At 64.7% G+C, this 16,205-nt stretch carries 16 protein-coding genes and 1 pseudogene; 3 read left to right on the plus strand and 14 right to left on the minus strand.

The window, feature by feature from the left end; all coding sequences use genetic code 11:
• Nucleotides 1-126 precede the first annotated feature (126 nt).
• Nucleotides 127-570, plus strand: a complete 444-nt coding sequence (locus ACFVJ3_RS45860) for a three-helix bundle dimerization domain-containing protein (protein WP_378458396.1) — start codon at nucleotides 127-129, stop codon at nucleotides 568-570.
• A gap of 38 nt (nucleotides 571-608) precedes the next feature.
• Here ACFVJ3_RS45860 and ACFVJ3_RS45865 read toward each other — a convergent pair whose 3' ends face one another.
• The 7 genes from ACFVJ3_RS45865 to ACFVJ3_RS45895 all read right to left on the minus strand — a co-directional run bounded on the left by ACFVJ3_RS45865 (nucleotide 609) and on the right by ACFVJ3_RS45895 (nucleotide 6,112).
• Nucleotides 609-782 carry a hypothetical protein gene (locus tag ACFVJ3_RS45865; RefSeq protein ID WP_378458397.1) on the minus strand — a complete coding sequence of 58 codons (174 nt, stop codon included), beginning with the start codon at nucleotides 780-782 and terminating at the stop codon, nucleotides 609-611.
• A gap of 950 nt (nucleotides 783-1,732) precedes the next feature.
• On the minus strand, nucleotides 1,733-2,338 hold the full coding sequence (locus ACFVJ3_RS45870) for a GNAT family N-acetyltransferase (RefSeq protein ID WP_378458398.1): 606 nt from the start codon (nucleotides 2,336-2,338) through the stop codon (nucleotides 1,733-1,735).
• Between the two features lie 4 nt (nucleotides 2,339-2,342).
• Nucleotides 2,343-2,972: a flavoprotein gene (locus ACFVJ3_RS45875; protein WP_378458399.1), complete on the minus strand. Its 630-nt coding sequence runs from the start codon at nucleotides 2,970-2,972 to the stop codon at nucleotides 2,343-2,345.
• On the minus strand, nucleotides 2,969-4,024 hold the full coding sequence (locus ACFVJ3_RS45880) for a hypothetical protein (protein WP_378458400.1): 1,056 nt from the start codon (nucleotides 4,022-4,024) through the stop codon (nucleotides 2,969-2,971). Before ACFVJ3_RS45880 ends, ACFVJ3_RS45875 begins: the two co-directional genes overlap by 4 nt.
• Nucleotides 4,021-4,857 (minus strand): T3SS effector HopA1 family protein, encoded by an 837-nt coding sequence (locus ACFVJ3_RS45885; RefSeq protein WP_378458401.1) that lies wholly within the window; start codon nucleotides 4,855-4,857, stop codon nucleotides 4,021-4,023. The genes ACFVJ3_RS45880 and ACFVJ3_RS45885 overlap by 4 nt, the downstream gene beginning before the upstream one ends.
• A gap of 88 nt (nucleotides 4,858-4,945) precedes the next feature.
• Entirely contained in the window at nucleotides 4,946-5,854 is a 909-nt protein-coding gene (locus ACFVJ3_RS45890; RefSeq protein ID WP_378458402.1) for a phosphotransferase family protein, read from the minus strand.
• A gap of 90 nt (nucleotides 5,855-5,944) precedes the next feature.
• Entirely contained in the window at nucleotides 5,945-6,112 is a 168-nt protein-coding gene (locus ACFVJ3_RS45895) for a hypothetical protein (RefSeq protein WP_378458403.1), read from the minus strand.
• 885 nt (nucleotides 6,113-6,997) lie between these two features.
• Between ACFVJ3_RS45895 and ACFVJ3_RS45900 the strand changes: the two genes are divergently transcribed.
• Nucleotides 6,998-7,174, plus strand: coding sequence for a hypothetical protein (locus ACFVJ3_RS45900; RefSeq protein ID WP_378458404.1), 177 nt, complete (start codon nucleotides 6,998-7,000; stop codon nucleotides 7,172-7,174).
• Between the two features lie 112 nt (nucleotides 7,175-7,286).
• On the opposite strand, the gene ACFVJ3_RS45905 is transcribed toward ACFVJ3_RS45900, so the two are convergent.
• The 4 genes from ACFVJ3_RS45905 to ACFVJ3_RS45920 all read right to left on the minus strand — a co-directional run bounded on the left by ACFVJ3_RS45905 (nucleotide 7,287) and on the right by ACFVJ3_RS45920 (nucleotide 12,154).
• A complete protein-coding gene (locus tag ACFVJ3_RS45905; protein ID WP_378458405.1) occupies nucleotides 7,287-7,919 on the minus strand; it encodes a sigma-70 family RNA polymerase sigma factor in 633 nt (210 codons plus the stop codon).
• Nucleotides 7,920-8,419: 500 nt separating this feature from the next.
• Entirely contained in the window at nucleotides 8,420-9,232 is an 813-nt protein-coding gene (locus tag ACFVJ3_RS45910) for an ABC transporter permease (RefSeq protein WP_378458406.1), read from the minus strand.
• A complete protein-coding gene (locus tag ACFVJ3_RS45915) occupies nucleotides 9,229-10,161 on the minus strand; it encodes an ATP-binding cassette domain-containing protein (RefSeq protein WP_378458407.1) in 933 nt (310 codons plus the stop codon). Before ACFVJ3_RS45915 ends, ACFVJ3_RS45910 begins: the two co-directional genes overlap by 4 nt.
• A 1,207-nt stretch (nucleotides 10,162-11,368) precedes the next feature.
• Nucleotides 11,369-12,154 (minus strand): MFS transporter, encoded by a 786-nt coding sequence (locus tag ACFVJ3_RS45920; protein WP_378458408.1) that lies wholly within the window; start codon nucleotides 12,152-12,154, stop codon nucleotides 11,369-11,371.
• A gap of 182 nt (nucleotides 12,155-12,336) precedes the next feature.
• Here ACFVJ3_RS45920 and ACFVJ3_RS45925 point away from each other — a divergent pair.
• A pseudogene (locus ACFVJ3_RS45925) lies at nucleotides 12,337-12,468 on the plus strand (transposase); the annotation flags it as partial.
• A gap of 103 nt (nucleotides 12,469-12,571) precedes the next feature.
• Here ACFVJ3_RS45925 and ACFVJ3_RS45930 read toward each other — a convergent pair.
• The 3 genes from ACFVJ3_RS45930 to ACFVJ3_RS45940 all read right to left on the minus strand — a co-directional run bounded on the left by ACFVJ3_RS45930 (nucleotide 12,572) and on the right by ACFVJ3_RS45940 (nucleotide 16,202).
• Nucleotides 12,572-13,720 (minus strand): acyl-CoA dehydrogenase family protein, encoded by a 1,149-nt coding sequence (locus ACFVJ3_RS45930; RefSeq protein WP_378458409.1) that lies wholly within the window; start codon nucleotides 13,718-13,720, stop codon nucleotides 12,572-12,574.
• Between the two features lie 29 nt (nucleotides 13,721-13,749).
• On the minus strand, nucleotides 13,750-14,952 hold the full coding sequence (locus ACFVJ3_RS45935; RefSeq protein WP_378458410.1) for a CaiB/BaiF CoA transferase family protein: 1,203 nt from the start codon (nucleotides 14,950-14,952) through the stop codon (nucleotides 13,750-13,752).
• A gap of 107 nt (nucleotides 14,953-15,059) precedes the next feature.
• A complete protein-coding gene (locus tag ACFVJ3_RS45940) occupies nucleotides 15,060-16,202 on the minus strand; it encodes a thiolase family protein (protein WP_378458411.1) in 1,143 nt (380 codons plus the stop codon).
• Nucleotides 16,203-16,205: the final 3 nt, after the last annotated feature.

Here is a 16,205-nt window from a genome sequence, read left to right on the forward strand (position 1 = left end):
GCAACTCGGTATGACAAGCTTGCCCTGACTTACCGGGCCGGATTCCTCCTCGCCGGCATCGTCGAATGGCTCAAACTATTGGGAGACATGCCCTAGCCGGTATCGAGCGGTCGTCACCTGTTGTGGGTGCCGCAGAGAAACTCTGGAGTTGCAGTCCATCCGTGGCCCTCGAGCCAGCTCAGAACCGAAGCTGGTGGATCGTCGGTTTCGGCGCCGGTAACCAGAGGCCGTCGCCATATCGGGATCAGCCGTGACCTGGGAATTTGCCGGAATTCTCAAGCGGCTTGGCACCATCTCATTTCCGGAAATGAGACTCCACACGGTGATCCGGGTCTTCGCGCCGCTGATGACGAAAGACGAAGAGCTGCAACATATCGAACAGGCATCGATCGCCTCGATACGCGCTATCCGGACGTCGCCAGGGAGAGCATCGAGCAGGTTGTGTGCTCCGCGCACAGGCACTTCGGGAACGGAGAAGCACGTGACTATCGGTGGCTGAACCGGGCGGCGGCACGGCCGGCGATCTCGCCCGGATCCACCGATACAACCGGACCCGGCACTCGTCGCTGAGATACCTTCCGCCGGTCGAGTACGAACAGCAAGTAGCATCACAACCGATCCATCAGCGATCCCAAAGCCGCATAGTCACGTGTCCAGCGATCGGGGACCATGTCGTTGTCCTCGACGCGCTTGATCGCGCCGTCGATCTCGTACAGCGCCGGCGCTACCATCTTCTTCAGCGCGTTCCCGATGGCCAGGATGGCGTCCGCCGGTGACCTCACGCAGGTGATCGTACCGACTCAACCCCAGATCCCGGAATTCCAGATCGAATTGACAACATCAAACAGCCATTGCCAAGGGTCCCACTGGTGCCCGCCGTGCGTTGGGATAATAGGGGTCATGATGTCTCCTTTGTTGGTTTGGGAATTCCGTTTATAGGAAGGAAAATTCCCGCTATGTACACCACAAGAATGACATGCGGCGGATTGGGAAGAATCACACTCGGGTGTGAATATCCCAACCCCCGGCCAACTTCGACCTTGCGGGTGGGACCTGCGAACCAGCACGTGGGGTTGCCGGATCAGTCCGAGCGCGATGCCGCGTAGGAGCTGCATGGCGCGCTCGTCAGCCGGATCAGCAGTCAACCAAAAGTACGCCGCATTCTCGCTGTGTACGCATTCTCATGAATTCTCCCCCGTGACGACAGTCGCGCGGACAGTTTGGACCACCTCGTGCGAGCGGAAATCCTGAAGCACGAGGCGGTGGCCGGGCGGATCTACCACCGCTGCTGGGATCCGAAAAACCGCGACCACTAGATTGACATGTTCTTCACCCACCCGATTCGCCCGGTGTGTGGCCGTGACACTCGCGATCGGATGTGGAGTCGAATTTGTCTGGGGCAGGGAGAAGCGGCGCGTGACCTGACCCTCAAGCTGTTGTGTCGGGTACCCACAATCGGCCTTATCGGAAACGAGCGTTCATTAACCGAGACGCCTCCTACGACCGCGGTCGACTCCGAAACCAACGCAGATCTGCGGTCGATCGGCATCTGATCCACGATCGAGCACTATCAGCGCCTCTTCTCGTGGGCTCAGCAGTGGCCGGCGCGGCGGTGGGCAGTCGAGACTCCCGCCAGCCTGGGCCATCATCTCACCCGACCGTTGTCAGCCTGCAAATCATTCGGTGTCGTTGTTTGAGAACGAAACTCAATCATCCGGCCGTGGAACCAACTTCACTCGAGGCGCTCGCCACCATCGGTCATGTGCGTCAGGTCTGAGCAGTCGACAGTCGACTCCCACTCGGAACGCAGAATCCCGAAGACCTGAAGGTCAATTCTCTGACCGGCGCAGACAGCATGCTGCCGTAAGCAGCCTTCGATTGTGCCGGCTTTGGCGGCAACGGCACGCATCGCCTCGTTGAAGAGCGCGATCCGACCGAACACCTTGTGGGGGCGGGCGGTGTGGAACAGGTGAGCTACGAGCAGTTTGCATGCTTCGGTTCCGTAACCCATGCCTCTCGGCAGGCTTGGGTTGAGCACGAGATCGATCTCATACACGTCGAGGAACGGGAAGTCCGGCTTCCAGTTACCAAAAGCAGCAAGCTGTCCGGTTCGGTCCTCCATTACCCATGACTGAACCGTGGGGTTGGCCTGGCTATGGCGGATCAGGGCGTGCAATGCTTCCGTGACCTCGAAGGGTTCTTCGGTGGCCAGGGCCGACCGGCGAAACGCGCTGTCGGCGAACCACTCGCCAACTGTCTCGATGTCGGGCACACCGAAAGGTCGGAGGTTGAAGTGCTCGCCGGTCGCGACGTACGCAGTATCACTATCGTGGGACATCGGATCACGCTCCTGTTAAATCGTTTGTGTTCGTGTGGGTGGGCTCGTCGAATCTCGATTCGTAACCGAGGCTTGTCAGATGACGCCTCAGGTATGCGACGACGGACGGTGCGTGGGCCATGCAGTGTGTCGTGTACTCCCCGCTCGATGCCGATATGCCGTTGGCGGTGGGGACGATCCCGTATCCGTCCTCGCGCAGTGTGGCGAGATTGCGGCACAATGCCGGATTCTCGGTCGCGCCGGAGGGCAGCGACGGTGCGATCACGATCGGGCACCGCGCGGTCGCTAGAACGGTTGTCACCAGGTCGTCCGCGATACCGTTGGCCAGCTTTCCAATCAGGTTGACGGTAGCGGGCGCGACGACCACGGCCTCGGCCCACTCCGCAAGCTCGACGTGGGTCACCGCGGCAGAGTTGCTCACCGCCGTATCCAAAAAGATCTCGTGATGGCTCAAAACCGCCAGCGCCCGCGGCGCGACGAACTGTTGCGCTGCCTTCGTCAAGGCGACGCGAACCGTGAAGTCGTTGAAACTCATGCGCAGCCAGCACAGCCATCCCGGCAGCAGAGAGCTGGATATGCCGCCGCTCGCACAGATCAGGAGTCTGCGAACGGGAAACATTGGTAGGTCGGTCATCGTTGGATGCCTTTCTCGTCGGCTTGGACTTGCGGCACGTCATGAGCACCCCTGATGACCTCGTCAGCAAGGTCCAGGACATCCAGAACGCCCCGATGGAACGGGAAATACTTCACATAGGAGGCCACGTGGGACAGGATTTTCGCCGCCGCATAGGTGGGCACCAGATCTCGACAGGGGTGCCGTATCGCGCTTCCTGCCGCAGGGAAATACCCGCGGAGAAACTGCTGACCGAACTCGGCTACATGCTGCTTCTCGAGCTTGCTGGCGGCGGCTCGCATCGCACTCGCCTCGCAGAGTTCGCCCAAGAACCAGCCGACGTCCACCGCCGGGCACCCATACCCGGCCGTCAGCCAGCCAATCGTGCGCAGGCCGGGATCGACGGCCCTGTGGTTCCTATCGTGGTACCGGGCGTCTGGCAAGCAAATGTGCGCTGGACAGTACTCACCGTGCACGATCGAGGGGCCGGCACAGCGCAGGAAGTGATCGCACGCGAGAACAAGCCGGGCGACAAGTGTCGGATAACGTCGGTGCAGGATCGCTCGAAGGTGTTCTGTTGGCGTGGACGACTGCCGCGAGGTAGGTTGCGCGTCGATGATCGCCCGCACCTCATCGAGCTTCCCGATTTTGGTCGGCTGCTGCCGTATGCCGGCGCATTCCAACGAGTGGAGGTGGGCGAGTTGGACGCCCAGCGTGCGGTGCCATGCCGACAGGGACCGAAGCTCCTCGCTGAGAAGGGGTCCCGACGACATCAGAACATCGACGAGGCGAAGACGCCCCAATAGTCCCGGGTAGAAGATCCCTGAACGCGTGATCGTCGGCATCGATACCCAAGGAAGAACCGTCCGTAAATCGCTCATGAATGCGGCGTCCGCAATGGACGGCAGGACCGCGAACTCGTCGCGAAACCGCTCATACCGAACGAACCCGTCCGGAAGGCGATAGCAGATCATGGTGGCCGCGGGTCCTGCGACACGATGCACCTCCTCAACGTCATCGGCCCGCATGGCCATCCCCAGGTTGAAGAGTTCGTCGGGGATTCCGGAGTTCACGTAGACCACCTCGTCGGACAACCGGCATCTGCCAATGCGGTCCTCACCGCCCGGACCGTGTGGTGCGCACGGGCGTCTTCGTCGTGCAGGCCGAGTTTATGGGCTTCGAGCAGCGAGGCTGCGACAATGCCGGAGCAATGATGACCAAAACTCGTCGATGTACCTGCGGCATGCAGCTCGGGCGCCAGGGCGCGCCCCGGCCCGAGCCGGGATGAGAATCCAGGCGTCGGTCCGGCGAGGAAACGCTCGGACAGGACTCGACGGGTGATTTTCAGCACTGAGTTCAGGTCCGCTTCTCCGACATACAACGTCATCGAGTCCGGTCTGGTGAACCGATCAGGGTGGTTCACTACCTTGATCTGGAAACGAACATGCCGATTCTCGAGTTCGTCAATGATGGCGAGGAATGCGGCGGCCGCCGAATCTTGGCGGAGGTTCACGTACAAACGCCACGTCCGCGACTCGTCGAGGTCGCCGTGGATGGAGACGTACGCGAAGAATCCCGGAATCGCATACCGTCGCTCGCTCGGCAGCTCAACAGATACTTGTCCCGATCCTGCGTTGAGTTCCATGATCTCGTTTGCTTGCGGGAACAGGCGCAATCCATTCTTCTCAGCCAGCACAACGCCAGTCCGAGATGCGATGAGTTTCCATCCTCCATCGGCGTAGGAGCGGCCGACGAGCTTCCTTCGCATTTGCTCGACGAATCGCATATCTTCCGCCAGGCGGACGGATCGGTCCAGCACGGCGGTTGCATCCAACAAATGGCATCGCGCATATACGCGTTCTCGCAGCAATCTTTCAATGTCGTCCGGAGCGTCGGTTGCCTCCACTCGAACGCCTGCCTCGAGGAAGGTCCTGGCACCGATGACTGCGAACTGTCGTGCAGCCCGCTCAGCCGTCGTCAGAATGTCTCGAATGTCAAACATGGCGACCCAGAAAGGCTGAAAGTGCCAACGCAGACCGAAGTACGAAGCGCTGACCGAAATAGCACAGCAGCATGGGCTTGACGGTGAACCTGCCATACAGTTCGATCCACGCCATGGCTCGATGAATCAGAAAGACACCGACGCATTCGGCGATCCGGTCCGCCGACGGAGCGTCCTCAGACAGTTCCCGATACCCGTCGACGATGCTCACCGCCAACGCCGCAGCATAATCGCGAGAAATGGTGGATGCGTCGAGCCAGCTGTGAAGCGGCGACGCAGATGTGACCCTCGCACTGACGATCCACCGTGATATGAAGTCGCCGACCGCAGCTCCGAGGTCCCATGCGGGATCGCCGATGCCCCCGAACTCCCAGTCGACCAAACAGACTTCACCGGTTGGCGAAACCAGCGCATTGTCCAGCTTTGCATCACCGTGCACGAAGCACGGTGTATAGGTTCGGCTGCGGATCTCAGCGAGTGCTGCATCGAAATCGCCTGCGGCATGCAGAGATGACAGCATCCTCGGCAACTCACCCGGAAGACTAGCGAGGTCCACGGGTGTGACGACCAAACGTGGAACATATTCTCGCGAGGCTCCGAAGTCCGGGAGTGGAGCGGCATGCGTGCGCGCGAGAGCACGACCGAGGTCAATCGCGGCGGAGTTTGCTTGCTCGCACCGTTCCTCGAACACCGTGTGTAGAGAGGTCCAGCCAATGAGGGGCTCAATGTACAGGGTCGTGTCGTCCGGGCGTGCAATCACGCCTGGTGCGAGTCGGGTTCGCGACTGTTCGCGATACCGCGCGAGGTAGTCTAAGCAGTCGAACTCGCGTTGTATGTTCGAATATTGGCCGCGTTTAACGAAGGCGGAGCCGGCCTCCGTTTTCAGGATTTCACCTGGCATTGGGAACCTACAAAGGGTAGGGCGGTGCCGAACGTTCAATTGAGCACTCGGCACCGCGTGACTATCTGTTGATGATGCTGTGGATCCTGCTCAGCATTTGAGCAGGATCGAGAACGTGATCGCGACAGGTGTTGCCGTCGTGTCGATCCCATCGAAGAGCCGGGCTGCTTCCTCTTCCAGTTCTGCGCGATCCAATTCTGAACCGAGAAGATCGTCGAGTGTCGGCCGTTCCAGCATTGCCGATTCAATGTGCGACATGGGTTGAACCTCCTTTCTGCGGTGGTGCTTTTGGGACATCTCGATCGTCGCAGGGAATCACGATCGGAACATCAGCCAAAGGTGTGAACCCAATAACCCCGAAAAGTCGCCCGACAATCCACATTACGACTTGCTGCAGGACAGTGTGATTCACACATCAGTCGCGAGGGCGAACCGGCACTCGTCGAATTTTGCCGAGCGCCAGCCGGCGCTCCACACGGTTCTTAGCCTCCTCCGAAGGACCCATTCACCGCGTAGCTCCGATCCGCGTCCTCCCACCGATACAGCACCAGGAGGTCGATGGCGATCGATTCCTATTCCACCGTATGGACTGGGCGGCAGCTGGAAGATTGGGACACCGTGACTGGCCCCGATAGTGCGATGGTGGAACTTCTGGCACTGACACACCGACATCACAAGCCCGACAAGACTCGGCACCGGATCCTTCCATGGCCCTGGACGTTCACCGTATGGGAGTGGGCGCGCACGGCTGAAGACTCGAGCCGAGAAAGCTATCGACTAAACGGCCGTAGAGACGGCAGGGTCTTTCACTTACTCATGTGATCGTGCACCGAGCGCATAAAGGCCCCTCGCCGAACCGAGGAGCGCAAGGCTGGAAACCGCTGGGTGGGGCTGCCGGCAGGGGTGCTTACGCCCGGAGACCTCCTACACGAACCACTTCCCTCGGCTATTGCCTCGGGCACCCGCATCATGTCGGTGCCGGTTGCGGCGACGCAACAGCAAGGTCCGTGACCTTGCACGGAAACAGCTGGCACACACCCGAGCCGCCCGCGACGGCCAGGCACAGGTTCTCCCGCAGCGTGCGTCCTTTCTCGTTCTCCTCCGTCTGTTCTGGTACCCATCCCCACGGATCAAGGAGTCACCATGACCAACCCCAACGAATTCGAGAACCCAGCGACGGATCGGACGGACACAACCCCGCACGCTGCGGCGCCGACGTGCTGCAACACCGAACGGCAAACCACCTGCTGCGATCAGAGCGAGAAGTCGACGTGCTGCGGTGCCGCGGCGACGGCCGGCGGCGGATGCGGCTGCCAGTAACCCTTCACCCGGCAACACGGCGGTGCGGTGCGCGCGAAGATGAGCTCGCACCGCACCGCCGTCTGAGCTGAGGACTACGCCCGGGCGACGTCACCAGAAACGGTGTAGCGGTCTACTGGCCCGCCGGTGGCGTGGCTCCGCAGGCGCAGGCTCCGCCGCTGCGGGGCTGATAGTCGTGCACGTGACCGGTGCGGTCCTGGCTGATCTCACAGCAGGCGTGCAATCGGGCCTGCAGGGTGGCGCGACCGCGCTGGACCCGGGACTTCATCCCGGACACCGAAATCCCCGCCTCCCCGGCGGCCGCAGCGTGGGTGCGGGCGTCGAGGTCGACCATCTTCACCGCCGCGGCCGGCTCGGCGGGCAACCCGGAGAGCATCGGCACCAGACAGGAGGCGAGTTCCTTCTCCGCCGCCTCGTCGTCGTCCGGCTCGCCGTCGGGAGGGTTGTCGGGGACGGCGTCGACGGCCAACTCCCGCCGATGGGGCGCGGACCGGTAGAAGTCGGTGATCGCGTTGCGGGTGATGGCATACATCCACCCGAGGAGCCGGTCCTGTTCGCGCAGGTTGTCCAGGCTTTTGGCCATCCGCAGGAACACGATCGACAGGATGTCGTCGGCGTCCTCCGGACGGGAGACGCGGCGGGCGATGAAGGCCCGCAGGTCGCTCGAGAAGCGGCGCCAGAGCTGGTCGAGATCCGTTGGTTCCGGCGGTGGTGTCGTCGCGGTGGTGGCCGTGTCCTCGCTCATGATCTGCTTCCTTTCCGTCTCCAGCATCCCCGCCCGGCGGCGCGGTGGCGACCCCCTCGGGGCGCATTTGCAGGTACCGACGACCGTGACCGCGAACGGACGCACCCGCGATCCGACGCCATCTGCGTCCGAATCCGGGATGCCTCGTCTGTATAGGTGTCGATGTCGATGACGGGTTCTCCGATTCGACGTACCAGTAGAAGCGCGGTGAGGAGGTGAGAGCGATGCTGACCACACATTTGTTTTCGGGTCTGACCAGCGAAGAGGTCGATCTGATCGTGGCGGAGGAACTGCATCTGCTCGACGCCGCCGCATGAGCGCCGTCGACGCCCGCCCCGGGCGTATCCGCTGACCACAGCGCTCTCCCAGCCTCTACCCCACTGCACCGGGGTAGGGGCCAGAAGAGTGTCCGGCTCCGGCCGGACAACGCATGCGCAAACACGCAAAACCCGCCCTGCCTTTCCCCGTCGGAGGGAAAGGCAGGGCGGGTGTGTCGTCGTTCAGCGGCCGCGTGCCGCCCGAACCAGGCGGGTCAGGACAGGGACGGCGGTCACCACCGCCCACAACCCGATCGCCGCGGCCAGGGCTGCGGCGGTGTCCCCGGCGGTGGCGGTACCGAGGACATGTCCGCGAAGGGCGTCGGTGGCGTGTGCGACCGGATTCACCGTCGCCATGGCCTGCATCCAGCCGGGCATGGTCTCGAGCGGCGCGAACGCACTCGAGACGAACATCAGCGGCATCATCACCATCATCCCGGCGAACTGGACCACGTCCGGGCGCCGCAGTCGATCCCCGATCAGCCCGAACAACGCGCTCATCGCCCCGGCCAGTACCACCAGCACGATAACCGCGGCGACGGCATCACCTGCGGTGCCGTGGAACTCGAAACCCAATGCCACGGCGGCGATCCCGAGCAACGCCGCCCGGGCGAGGGTGAAGACGGCCTCGTTGATGGTGCGAGCGATTCCGGGTAGTGCCGCCCGCATAGGTAGGGCCGCGAAGCGGTCGTGCAGGCCGTTGGTGTGATCGATCGCGGCGGACACTCCGGCGTTGGTGCCGGCCATCACGGTGGATACGGCGAGCATGGCCGGGGTGAGGAAGACGATGTAGCTGACCCCGGCCGGGAAGCCCGGTCCGGCGGCGACGCTGCGGAACACCTGACTGAACAGCACCAGCATCGCCATCGGCATGGTCAGCGAGAACATCAGCAACTGCGGGACGCGGGCGCTGGTGCGCAGGTTCCGGACGGTCAGGGCGGCGAGCTGGTTCCCGATCGGGGACCGCTCCATCATGGTGGTGCGGGCGGTGGTCATCGGTGGGCTCCGGTGGTGTGGGCGAGGTGGGTGAAGACGTCGTCGAGGCTCGGGGAGGTGACGTCCAGGTCGGTGACGGCGATGCCGTCTCGGTGCAGGTGGGCGACCAGTTCGGTCGCGGCGGGTGCGTCGTCGACGGTGACCGACACCCGCGCCCGGCCGTCGTCGACGGGGTGGTCGGTGTCCGGGGTGAACGGCAGAACGCTCAGCTGGCGGGCGGGGACGGTGGCGGTCAGGACCTTGCCGCCGACGATCCGTTTGAGTTCGGTGGGGGTGCCGCGGGCGGCGACCCGGCCCCGGCGCAGGACCACGATGTGGTCGGCGAGCCGGTCGGCTTCCTCGAGGTACTGGGTGGTGAGCACGACGGTGGTGCCGGAGGTGGTCAGTTCCTCGACGACGTCCCACAATCCGGCGCGGGCGATCGGGTCCAGGCCGGTGGTCGGCTCGTCCAGGAACAGCACCGACGGGGACCCGACGAGGCTGGCGGCCAGATCGATCCGGCGGCGCGAGCCCCCAGAGAGTTCCCCGACCCGCCGGGTCGCGTACTCGTCCAACCCGAGCCGGTCGATCAGAGCGTCCGCTCGTGCGCGGGCGAGGGTGCGGCGCAGCCCGGTCAGGCGGCCGATCAGCTCCAGGTTCTCTCGGGCGGTGAGGAATTCGTCGAGGCCGGCGTATTGGCCGGTCACCCCGATCCGGCGGCGCACCCGGTCGGCGTCGGCGACGATGTCGAGGCCCTCGATCTGCACGCGGCCGACGGTGGGGCGGACCAGGGTGGTCAATGTGCGGATCAGGGTGGTCTTGCCGGCGCCGTTGTGGCCGAGCACCCCGAGCGTGCTTCCGGCGGCGGCGGTCAGGTCGACGCCGTCGAGTGCCCAGGTTTTGCCGTAGGCGACGTGCAGGTCCTCGACGAGGACGGCGGGGGCGGTCATCTCGCACCCCCGCCGAGGTCGCCGGCCGTGTGGCCGGTGCCGGTGGGAGAGAACAGGTGGGTCATCGAAGGAGTTCCTCTCGAAGAGTGGTGTGCTCCCATCCGGTGGTGAGTGGGAGTCCGCTTTCTCAGACGAAGTAACCGAGAGTTGGACGCAGCAGTGCTCGGGACGCGGGTTTGCGGCGCCGATTGTGGCGGTGGTGGGTGAGGGACTGCTCCGCGTGCATGCGTTCATCGACGAATCCAAACGATGCGGGTCTGAGAACACGAGAACGCCCCTCCGGGAGGGAGGGGCGTTCGTCGTATGTGGGTGGGCGCGCAAGGCTGGAAACCGCTGGGTGGGCTGCCTACTGGGGTTCTTACGTCCCGGAGACCTCCTACACGAACCACTTCCCTCAGCTACTGCCTCGGGCACCCAATTCTGTCGCCGGTGATTGCGTCGACGCAACACCGAAGCAGGTGACCTGCACGGCGGCGGAGCTACGCGGAGGTTCCCCAGACATACGTCGGGCGGCGCCCTTGATGAAGGGGCGCCGCCCGCGAGCACGAACATCTGGTTACCAAGCTGCATGGTTGCGCGGGGTCAAATGTGGCCTCGGCGTCAGAGAACCCCCTCGTCCTGACGCAGGCCCACCGCGCTGAGCCCAGTTAGTGGGCCGTGCTTTTTGCGTCGGTGCCTACAACTCGTGCTGGGTGCCACGACCGAGAGGTGGAATCTTCTCTTCCGGTTCGACCTTGGTCTGCCGTGGATCCGTACCTCAGGTCTACCCCGCATATCCCATTAAGGCAATGGACGTGCATTCGAGCGCCCCGGGCGATGCCTCCCGCTCGTCCGGTAGCCGAGCCGCACAGGTCGCCGACCTGATCCGTTGGGGGCGACAGAACTCACCCCCGAGGCGTACAAAGGAAAGACACCGATGAGGCACGGCCGGTGGCAACAGAGGCCACCACCCGCGCGAAATACGTGACTGGTGGAGCGATCTCCTCTCGTCCTACACACGGAGGGGACATCGCATGAGCGTTCCGTGGGTGCCGCGGGCACGATCGGATGCGTACTGGGAGAAGCAAATCTGCGAGGAAGCACACGCCGGCGAGAATGCCGAAGCGAGTGAATCCACAGCGGCTGCGAAACGCCCGACCATGGTTGACCACAGCCGTGGGCTCCGCAAGGCCGCCGCCCCGCCTGCAGATCACGGCGAGTAGTCAAGTCACCTCGGGCAGTTCGCGTCCTGGCTTGCGGGATCGTCTGCCCCTGGACCCTTTTCGCCCACGCGGGGGATGCTCACGGTTGCCACGATGGCGGCGAGCACGGCTGCGGCGGCGAGGATCAGGTAGGCGTGGGCGTAGCTGCCCGTCCACGCCGACAACGCGGTCCCCGCCCACGGGGCCAGGGCCATGACGATGACGACCGGCGCGGACATCAGCCCATTGAGGCGCCCGTAATGGGTGGCGCCCCACCGGTCGGTGATCGCGGTCGCCTGGATCAGGGTGAAGATCCCGCGGATCAGCCCGGCCCCGATCGCCACCCCGATCAACGCGAGGGTGGTGGACGCGATCCCGAGCAACGCCGTAGACGCGGCGGTGGCGGCAAGGATCACCACGATCCGGGTGCGGGCGGTGGTGCGCGCCGCGAGCGGCAGGTAGCCGATGCGGCCGAGGACCTGCCCGGCTCCACCCAACCCCAACGTCAGGGCCGCGAGGGACGGGGAGAAGCCCTGCTCGATCAGCAGCGGCACCAGGTTGAACACCCCGGCGAACGCGGCGAACGCCCCCAAACTCAGTGCGATCACGAGGGCGAGGAACGCGCGGCTGTGGGAGGCGTCGCGGTGATCGACCGGATGCGCCCCGGTCGGGGCCGGTGGGTGCGGCCACCGCCCACGGAGCCCCAGCAGGTGGCCGGGCACGGTGATGATCGCCAGGATCGCGGCGAGGACGAGATACGTTGCCCGCCAGTCATACCGGTCGACCAGAGCGGCGGTGAGCGGCGCGAACACCGGGCGTTCCCCCGCACCTTTCCAGAAGACTCACGAACGGACTGCGCAACATACCTCCGCCCAGGGCGGCCTCCTCCGGCGCGTCGAGACCTTCGGGGCCTCCCTCCGCACCCGGGTTCCCCCTCGAGTGAGGACATCGTGAACACTGGGTCGTGAAGGACCCGGGAAAAGTGTTGTCACTGATAGTGATGAAGGCGTATTCGGCGGAGTTCAAGGCCGATGCCGTCGCGTTGTATCTGTCCGATCCGAGCCACACGTTCGAGGGTATCGGCAACGACCTGGGCGTGAGCCACGAGACCCTGCGCAATTGGGTGCACGGGGTCGGCGGTCATCGATGTGGCTGGGGTCAGTGAAGCGGTGTACGCAGCCGCTGTCGGGGCGAGTGCTGGAGCGCCGGCAGCCAGTCGGCCTGGCGCCCTACAGGGCAAGAGACTTGCTGATGATCGATTTCATGACCTCGCTGGTTCCACCGTAGATGCGGGTGACACGGGCGTCGAGGTACAGGCGGGCGATCGGGTACTCGAGGATGTAGCCATAGCCGCCGTGCAACTGCAGGCAGCGGTCCATTACCCGACCTTGGGTCTCGGTGCAGAACAACTTGATCTTTGCTGCGTCGACGCCAGTCAGCCGGCCCACGACCAGTTCTGCGATGCCCTTGTCGAGCAGAGCCTGGGCGGCTTCGAGTTCGGCTGACATGGCGGCGAGTTCGAACTTCGTGTTCTGCATGGACGAGAGCGCGGCACCGAAAACGGTCCGTTCCTTCACGTAGTTCGTGGTCAACCTGATCGCCTGCGCCGACTGTGCGACGGCACCGACGGCGATCGCTAGGCGCTCTTGGGCCAGGTTTCGCCCCAGGTGCGCGAAGGCCTCGCCCGCCTTGCCCAGCACGTTCGCGACGGGCACGCGCACGTTATCGAAGCAGAGCTCGACCGTGTCCTGGACCTTCAGGCCGATCTTTTCGAGCTGGGGTCCCTTGGTGAATCCCGGCATGCCGTCTTCGACCACTAGCAGGGTGAGCCCGCCTCGGCGGTCGTCCGTGACGGTGGACGTCCGTGCGAGCACGATCACGAGTTCGGCGTGGTGTCCACCGGTGATGAAGGTCTTGGCACCGTTGAGGATGTAGTGGTCACCGTCGATCCTGGCCGTGGTCCTGACGCCGGCAAGGTCGGAGCCGGTACCCGGCTCGGTCAACGCGATCGCCGTATAGAGATCGCCGCTGGCGAGCCCCGGGAACCAGCGTGCCCGTTGCTGCTCGTCGCACAGGCCCAGAAAGTATGGGAGGACGACGTCGAGATGGGTGCGGAGTGCGCCCAGCGTGACCGTTTCCCGAGCCGCCTCCTCCTGGATGACCGCGTTGTAGCGGTAGTCGTCCTGGCCGCTCCCGCCGTACGCCGCAGGAATCTGGATGCCCATCACACCGATCTTCCCGAGCTGCCGATAGAGGTCGCGTGGGACGAGGCCTTCCTGGAGCCAGTCACTGTACGCGGGCTTGACCTCCCTGGTGATGAACTGGCGGACCAAGGTGCGGAAGTCTTCGTGATCTTGGGTGTAAATCGTGCGTTCCATGATGTCTCCCTATCAAAGGTCCGGCTTCTTCAATGTGGCTGTTCGGTGGCTACGGACGGGTGTGGCGGAGTATCCGGTTGACCGGTGCCTCCGGCGCGATCTCGGAGGGACCTCCGTGGTGACTCGGTCGTCCACTCGCGGAGCACATCGCTTGTATGCTGGCCGGTTCTGGGGGGTGTTCCGATGGGCGGTTGTCGATGAGCGGGGAACCGCGGTGCGCGTCCCGGCTGGAGTACACCGTCCCGCTCGATCAGCGCGCCGCGTGCAGCGATCTGCGGGTCCTGCAGCGCCCCACGGAGGCTGCGGACCGGCGTGACGCAGGCATCGGTGTGGTCGAACGTTGCTGCCCACTCCGCCTGGGTCCGTTCGCGAAACCGGGCCTCGACCCTCGTGCGCAGGGCGGGCCACGTCTCACGGTCGTTCTGCTCGTCGACGGGGACGTCGACGCCGAGCGCTTTTATGAACTGAGCGAAGAATGGTGCCTCCAGCGCGCCGACCGCCATGTACTCCCCATCCGCGGTCTGGTAGGTGCCGTAGAACGGCGCACCGCCATCCAGGAGGTTCGAGCCCCGTCGGTCGGCCCACGAGCCGGCAGCCATTCTGGCGTGGGTGCCTGCGAGGAGGTGGGCCGCTCCGTCGATGATGGCCGCGTCGACCACCTGACCGCGACCCGTCCGGTCGGCCTCGCGTAGCGCCGCGAGCAGGCCGATGACGAGGTACGTCCCACCCCCTCCGAAGTCGCCGATCAGGTTGAGCGGAACCTGGGGTGGGCCCTCGGCAGTCCCGATCGCGTGAAGGGCGCCGGTTGCTGCGATGTAGTTGATGTCGTGGCCGGCTGTCGATGCGCGCGGTCCATCGGATCCCCAGCCAGTCATGCGGCCATAGACAAGGTGCGGGCTATCCGGCCACAGGTCCTCGGGTCCGAGGCCCAACCGCTCGGCCACCCCCGGTCGGAAGCCCTCCACCACAGCGTCGGCCTGACCGGCCAGGTCGAGCGCTGCCTGCCGGCCCTCTCGGGTCTTCAGATCGAGGGCTACCGAACGCTTGCCCCGATTCAACAGGTTGTGGGTCGGCTCGCCCGGAAAGAGTGTCGGCGCGCCGGGTCGGTCGATCCGAACGACATCTGCGCCCATGTCTGCGAGGAGCATGGTGGCGAATGGGCCGGGTCCAATACCACCGAGCTCCAGGACCCGAAGCTCGGACAGCGGACCAGCCGTAGTCGGCTCTGCCATCTGTTCCCTCCTCATCCCAGCAACCCCGATCCGGGGTAGGTGGCGTCGTGTCGTCCTGTGCTGTTGGCTACGCGGATGCGTGCCCTGGGGGCGAGTCGGTCCATGTGTCAGGCGAGCTCGACGATCGTGGCGTTGGCCGTGCCGCCGCCCTCGCACATCGTTTGGAGCCCGTACCGGATGCCGCTGTCCCGCATGTGATGGACGAGGCGTGTCATCAGGATCGCCCCCGAGGCGCCCAACGGGTGACCGACTGCGATGGCGCCACCCAGCGGGTTCATGCGTGCTTGGTCGGCACCCGTTTCGGCTAGCCACGCCAGGGGGACGGGCGCGAAGGCCTCGTTGACCTCGAATACCCCGATGTCGTCGATGCTCAGACCGGCCCGGGCGAGCACCTTCGCGGTCGCTGGGATCGGTCCGGTCAGGACCGCCACCGGGTCCGCTCCCACCACCGCCCCGGCGTGGTACCGCACGATCGGGGTCAGCCCGAGCTGCTTCGCCGTCTCAGGCGTGGTGACGAGCAGCGCCGCGGCGCCGTCGGAGATCTGCGAGGAGTTGCCGGCGTGGATCGCGTTGTCCCCGCCCAGCACGGGCTTCAGCCCAGCCAACGTCTCGGGGGTGGTTCCCCGGCGCAGCCCTTCGTCGTGCTTCAGGGTGCCGGTCTCGCTGGCGACCGGCGTGACTTGGGCGTCGAAGGCGCCCGCGTCCATCGCGGCTGCGGCTCGCTCGTGCGATAGCGAGGCGAATACATCCAGTTGCTCCCTGGAGAAGCCCCACCGCTCGGTGATCAGCTCGGCACCCGTGATCTGGTTGAAATCGTCGACGCCATACCGCGCCTTGGCCGTGGGTCCGTAGGGTTCCCCGCTCGCCCGGGTGGCTCCGAGCGGCACGCGGCTCATCGTCTCGACGCCGCCGGCAACGACGAGATCCTGCTGCCCGGACATCACCGCGAACGCGGCGTGGTCGAGCGCCTGTTGGCTGGACCCGCAGGCTCGGTTGATGGTGACCGCCGGAACGGTCTCGGGCCACCCGGCAGCCAGGACCGCGAAGCGGCCGACGTTGCTGGACTGGTCCCCCAGCTGGGTCACGCAGCCCCATTGAACGTCATCGATCAACGCCGGGTCGATTTCCGTCCGGTTGATCAACTCTTTGAGCACGATCGCGGACAGGTCCACAGGGTGGATCCCCCTCAAGGAGCCGTTCCGCTTCCCGATCGGTGTCCGCACGGCTTCGACAATCACGGCTTCCCGCATGGT

Source organism: Rhodococcus sp. NPDC127593, assembly GCF_042671975.1.
In the GTDB taxonomy this organism is placed as follows: Bacteria; Actinomycetota; Actinomycetes; order Mycobacteriales; family Mycobacteriaceae; genus Rhodococcus_F.

Excerpts from the sequence above, each read along its gene's own strand:
- ACFVJ3_RS45870 (WP_378458398.1), bottom strand. The coding sequence starts at position 2,338 with ATGTCCCACGATAGTGATACTGCGTACGTCGCGACCGGCGAGCACTTC.
- ACFVJ3_RS45875 (WP_378458399.1), bottom strand. The coding sequence starts at position 2,972 with ATGACCGACCTACCAATGTTTCCCGTTCGCAGACTCCTGATCTGTGCG.
- ACFVJ3_RS45890 (WP_378458402.1), bottom strand. The coding sequence starts at position 5,854 with ATGCCAGGTGAAATCCTGAAAACGGAGGCCGGCTCCGCCTTCGTTAAA.
- ACFVJ3_RS45895 (WP_378458403.1), bottom strand. The coding sequence starts at position 6,112 with ATGTCGCACATTGAATCGGCAATGCTGGAACGGCCGACACTCGACGAT.
- ACFVJ3_RS45900 (WP_378458404.1), top strand. The coding sequence starts at position 6,998 with ATGACCAACCCCAACGAATTCGAGAACCCAGCGACGGATCGGACGGAC.
- ACFVJ3_RS45905 (WP_378458405.1), bottom strand. The coding sequence starts at position 7,919 with ATGAGCGAGGACACGGCCACCACCGCGACGACACCACCGCCGGAACCA.
- ACFVJ3_RS45910 (WP_378458406.1), bottom strand. The coding sequence starts at position 9,232 with ATGACCACCGCCCGCACCACCATGATGGAGCGGTCCCCGATCGGGAAC.
- ACFVJ3_RS45915 (WP_378458407.1), bottom strand. The coding sequence starts at position 10,161 with ATGACCGCCCCCGCCGTCCTCGTCGAGGACCTGCACGTCGCCTACGGC.
- ACFVJ3_RS45930 (WP_378458409.1), bottom strand. The coding sequence starts at position 13,720 with ATGGAACGCACGATTTACACCCAAGATCACGAAGACTTCCGCACCTTG.
- ACFVJ3_RS45935 (WP_378458410.1), bottom strand. The coding sequence starts at position 14,952 with ATGGCAGAGCCGACTACGGCTGGTCCGCTGTCCGAGCTTCGGGTCCTG.
- ACFVJ3_RS45940 (WP_378458411.1), bottom strand. The coding sequence starts at position 16,202 with ATGCGGGAAGCCGTGATTGTCGAAGCCGTGCGGACACCGATCGGGAAG.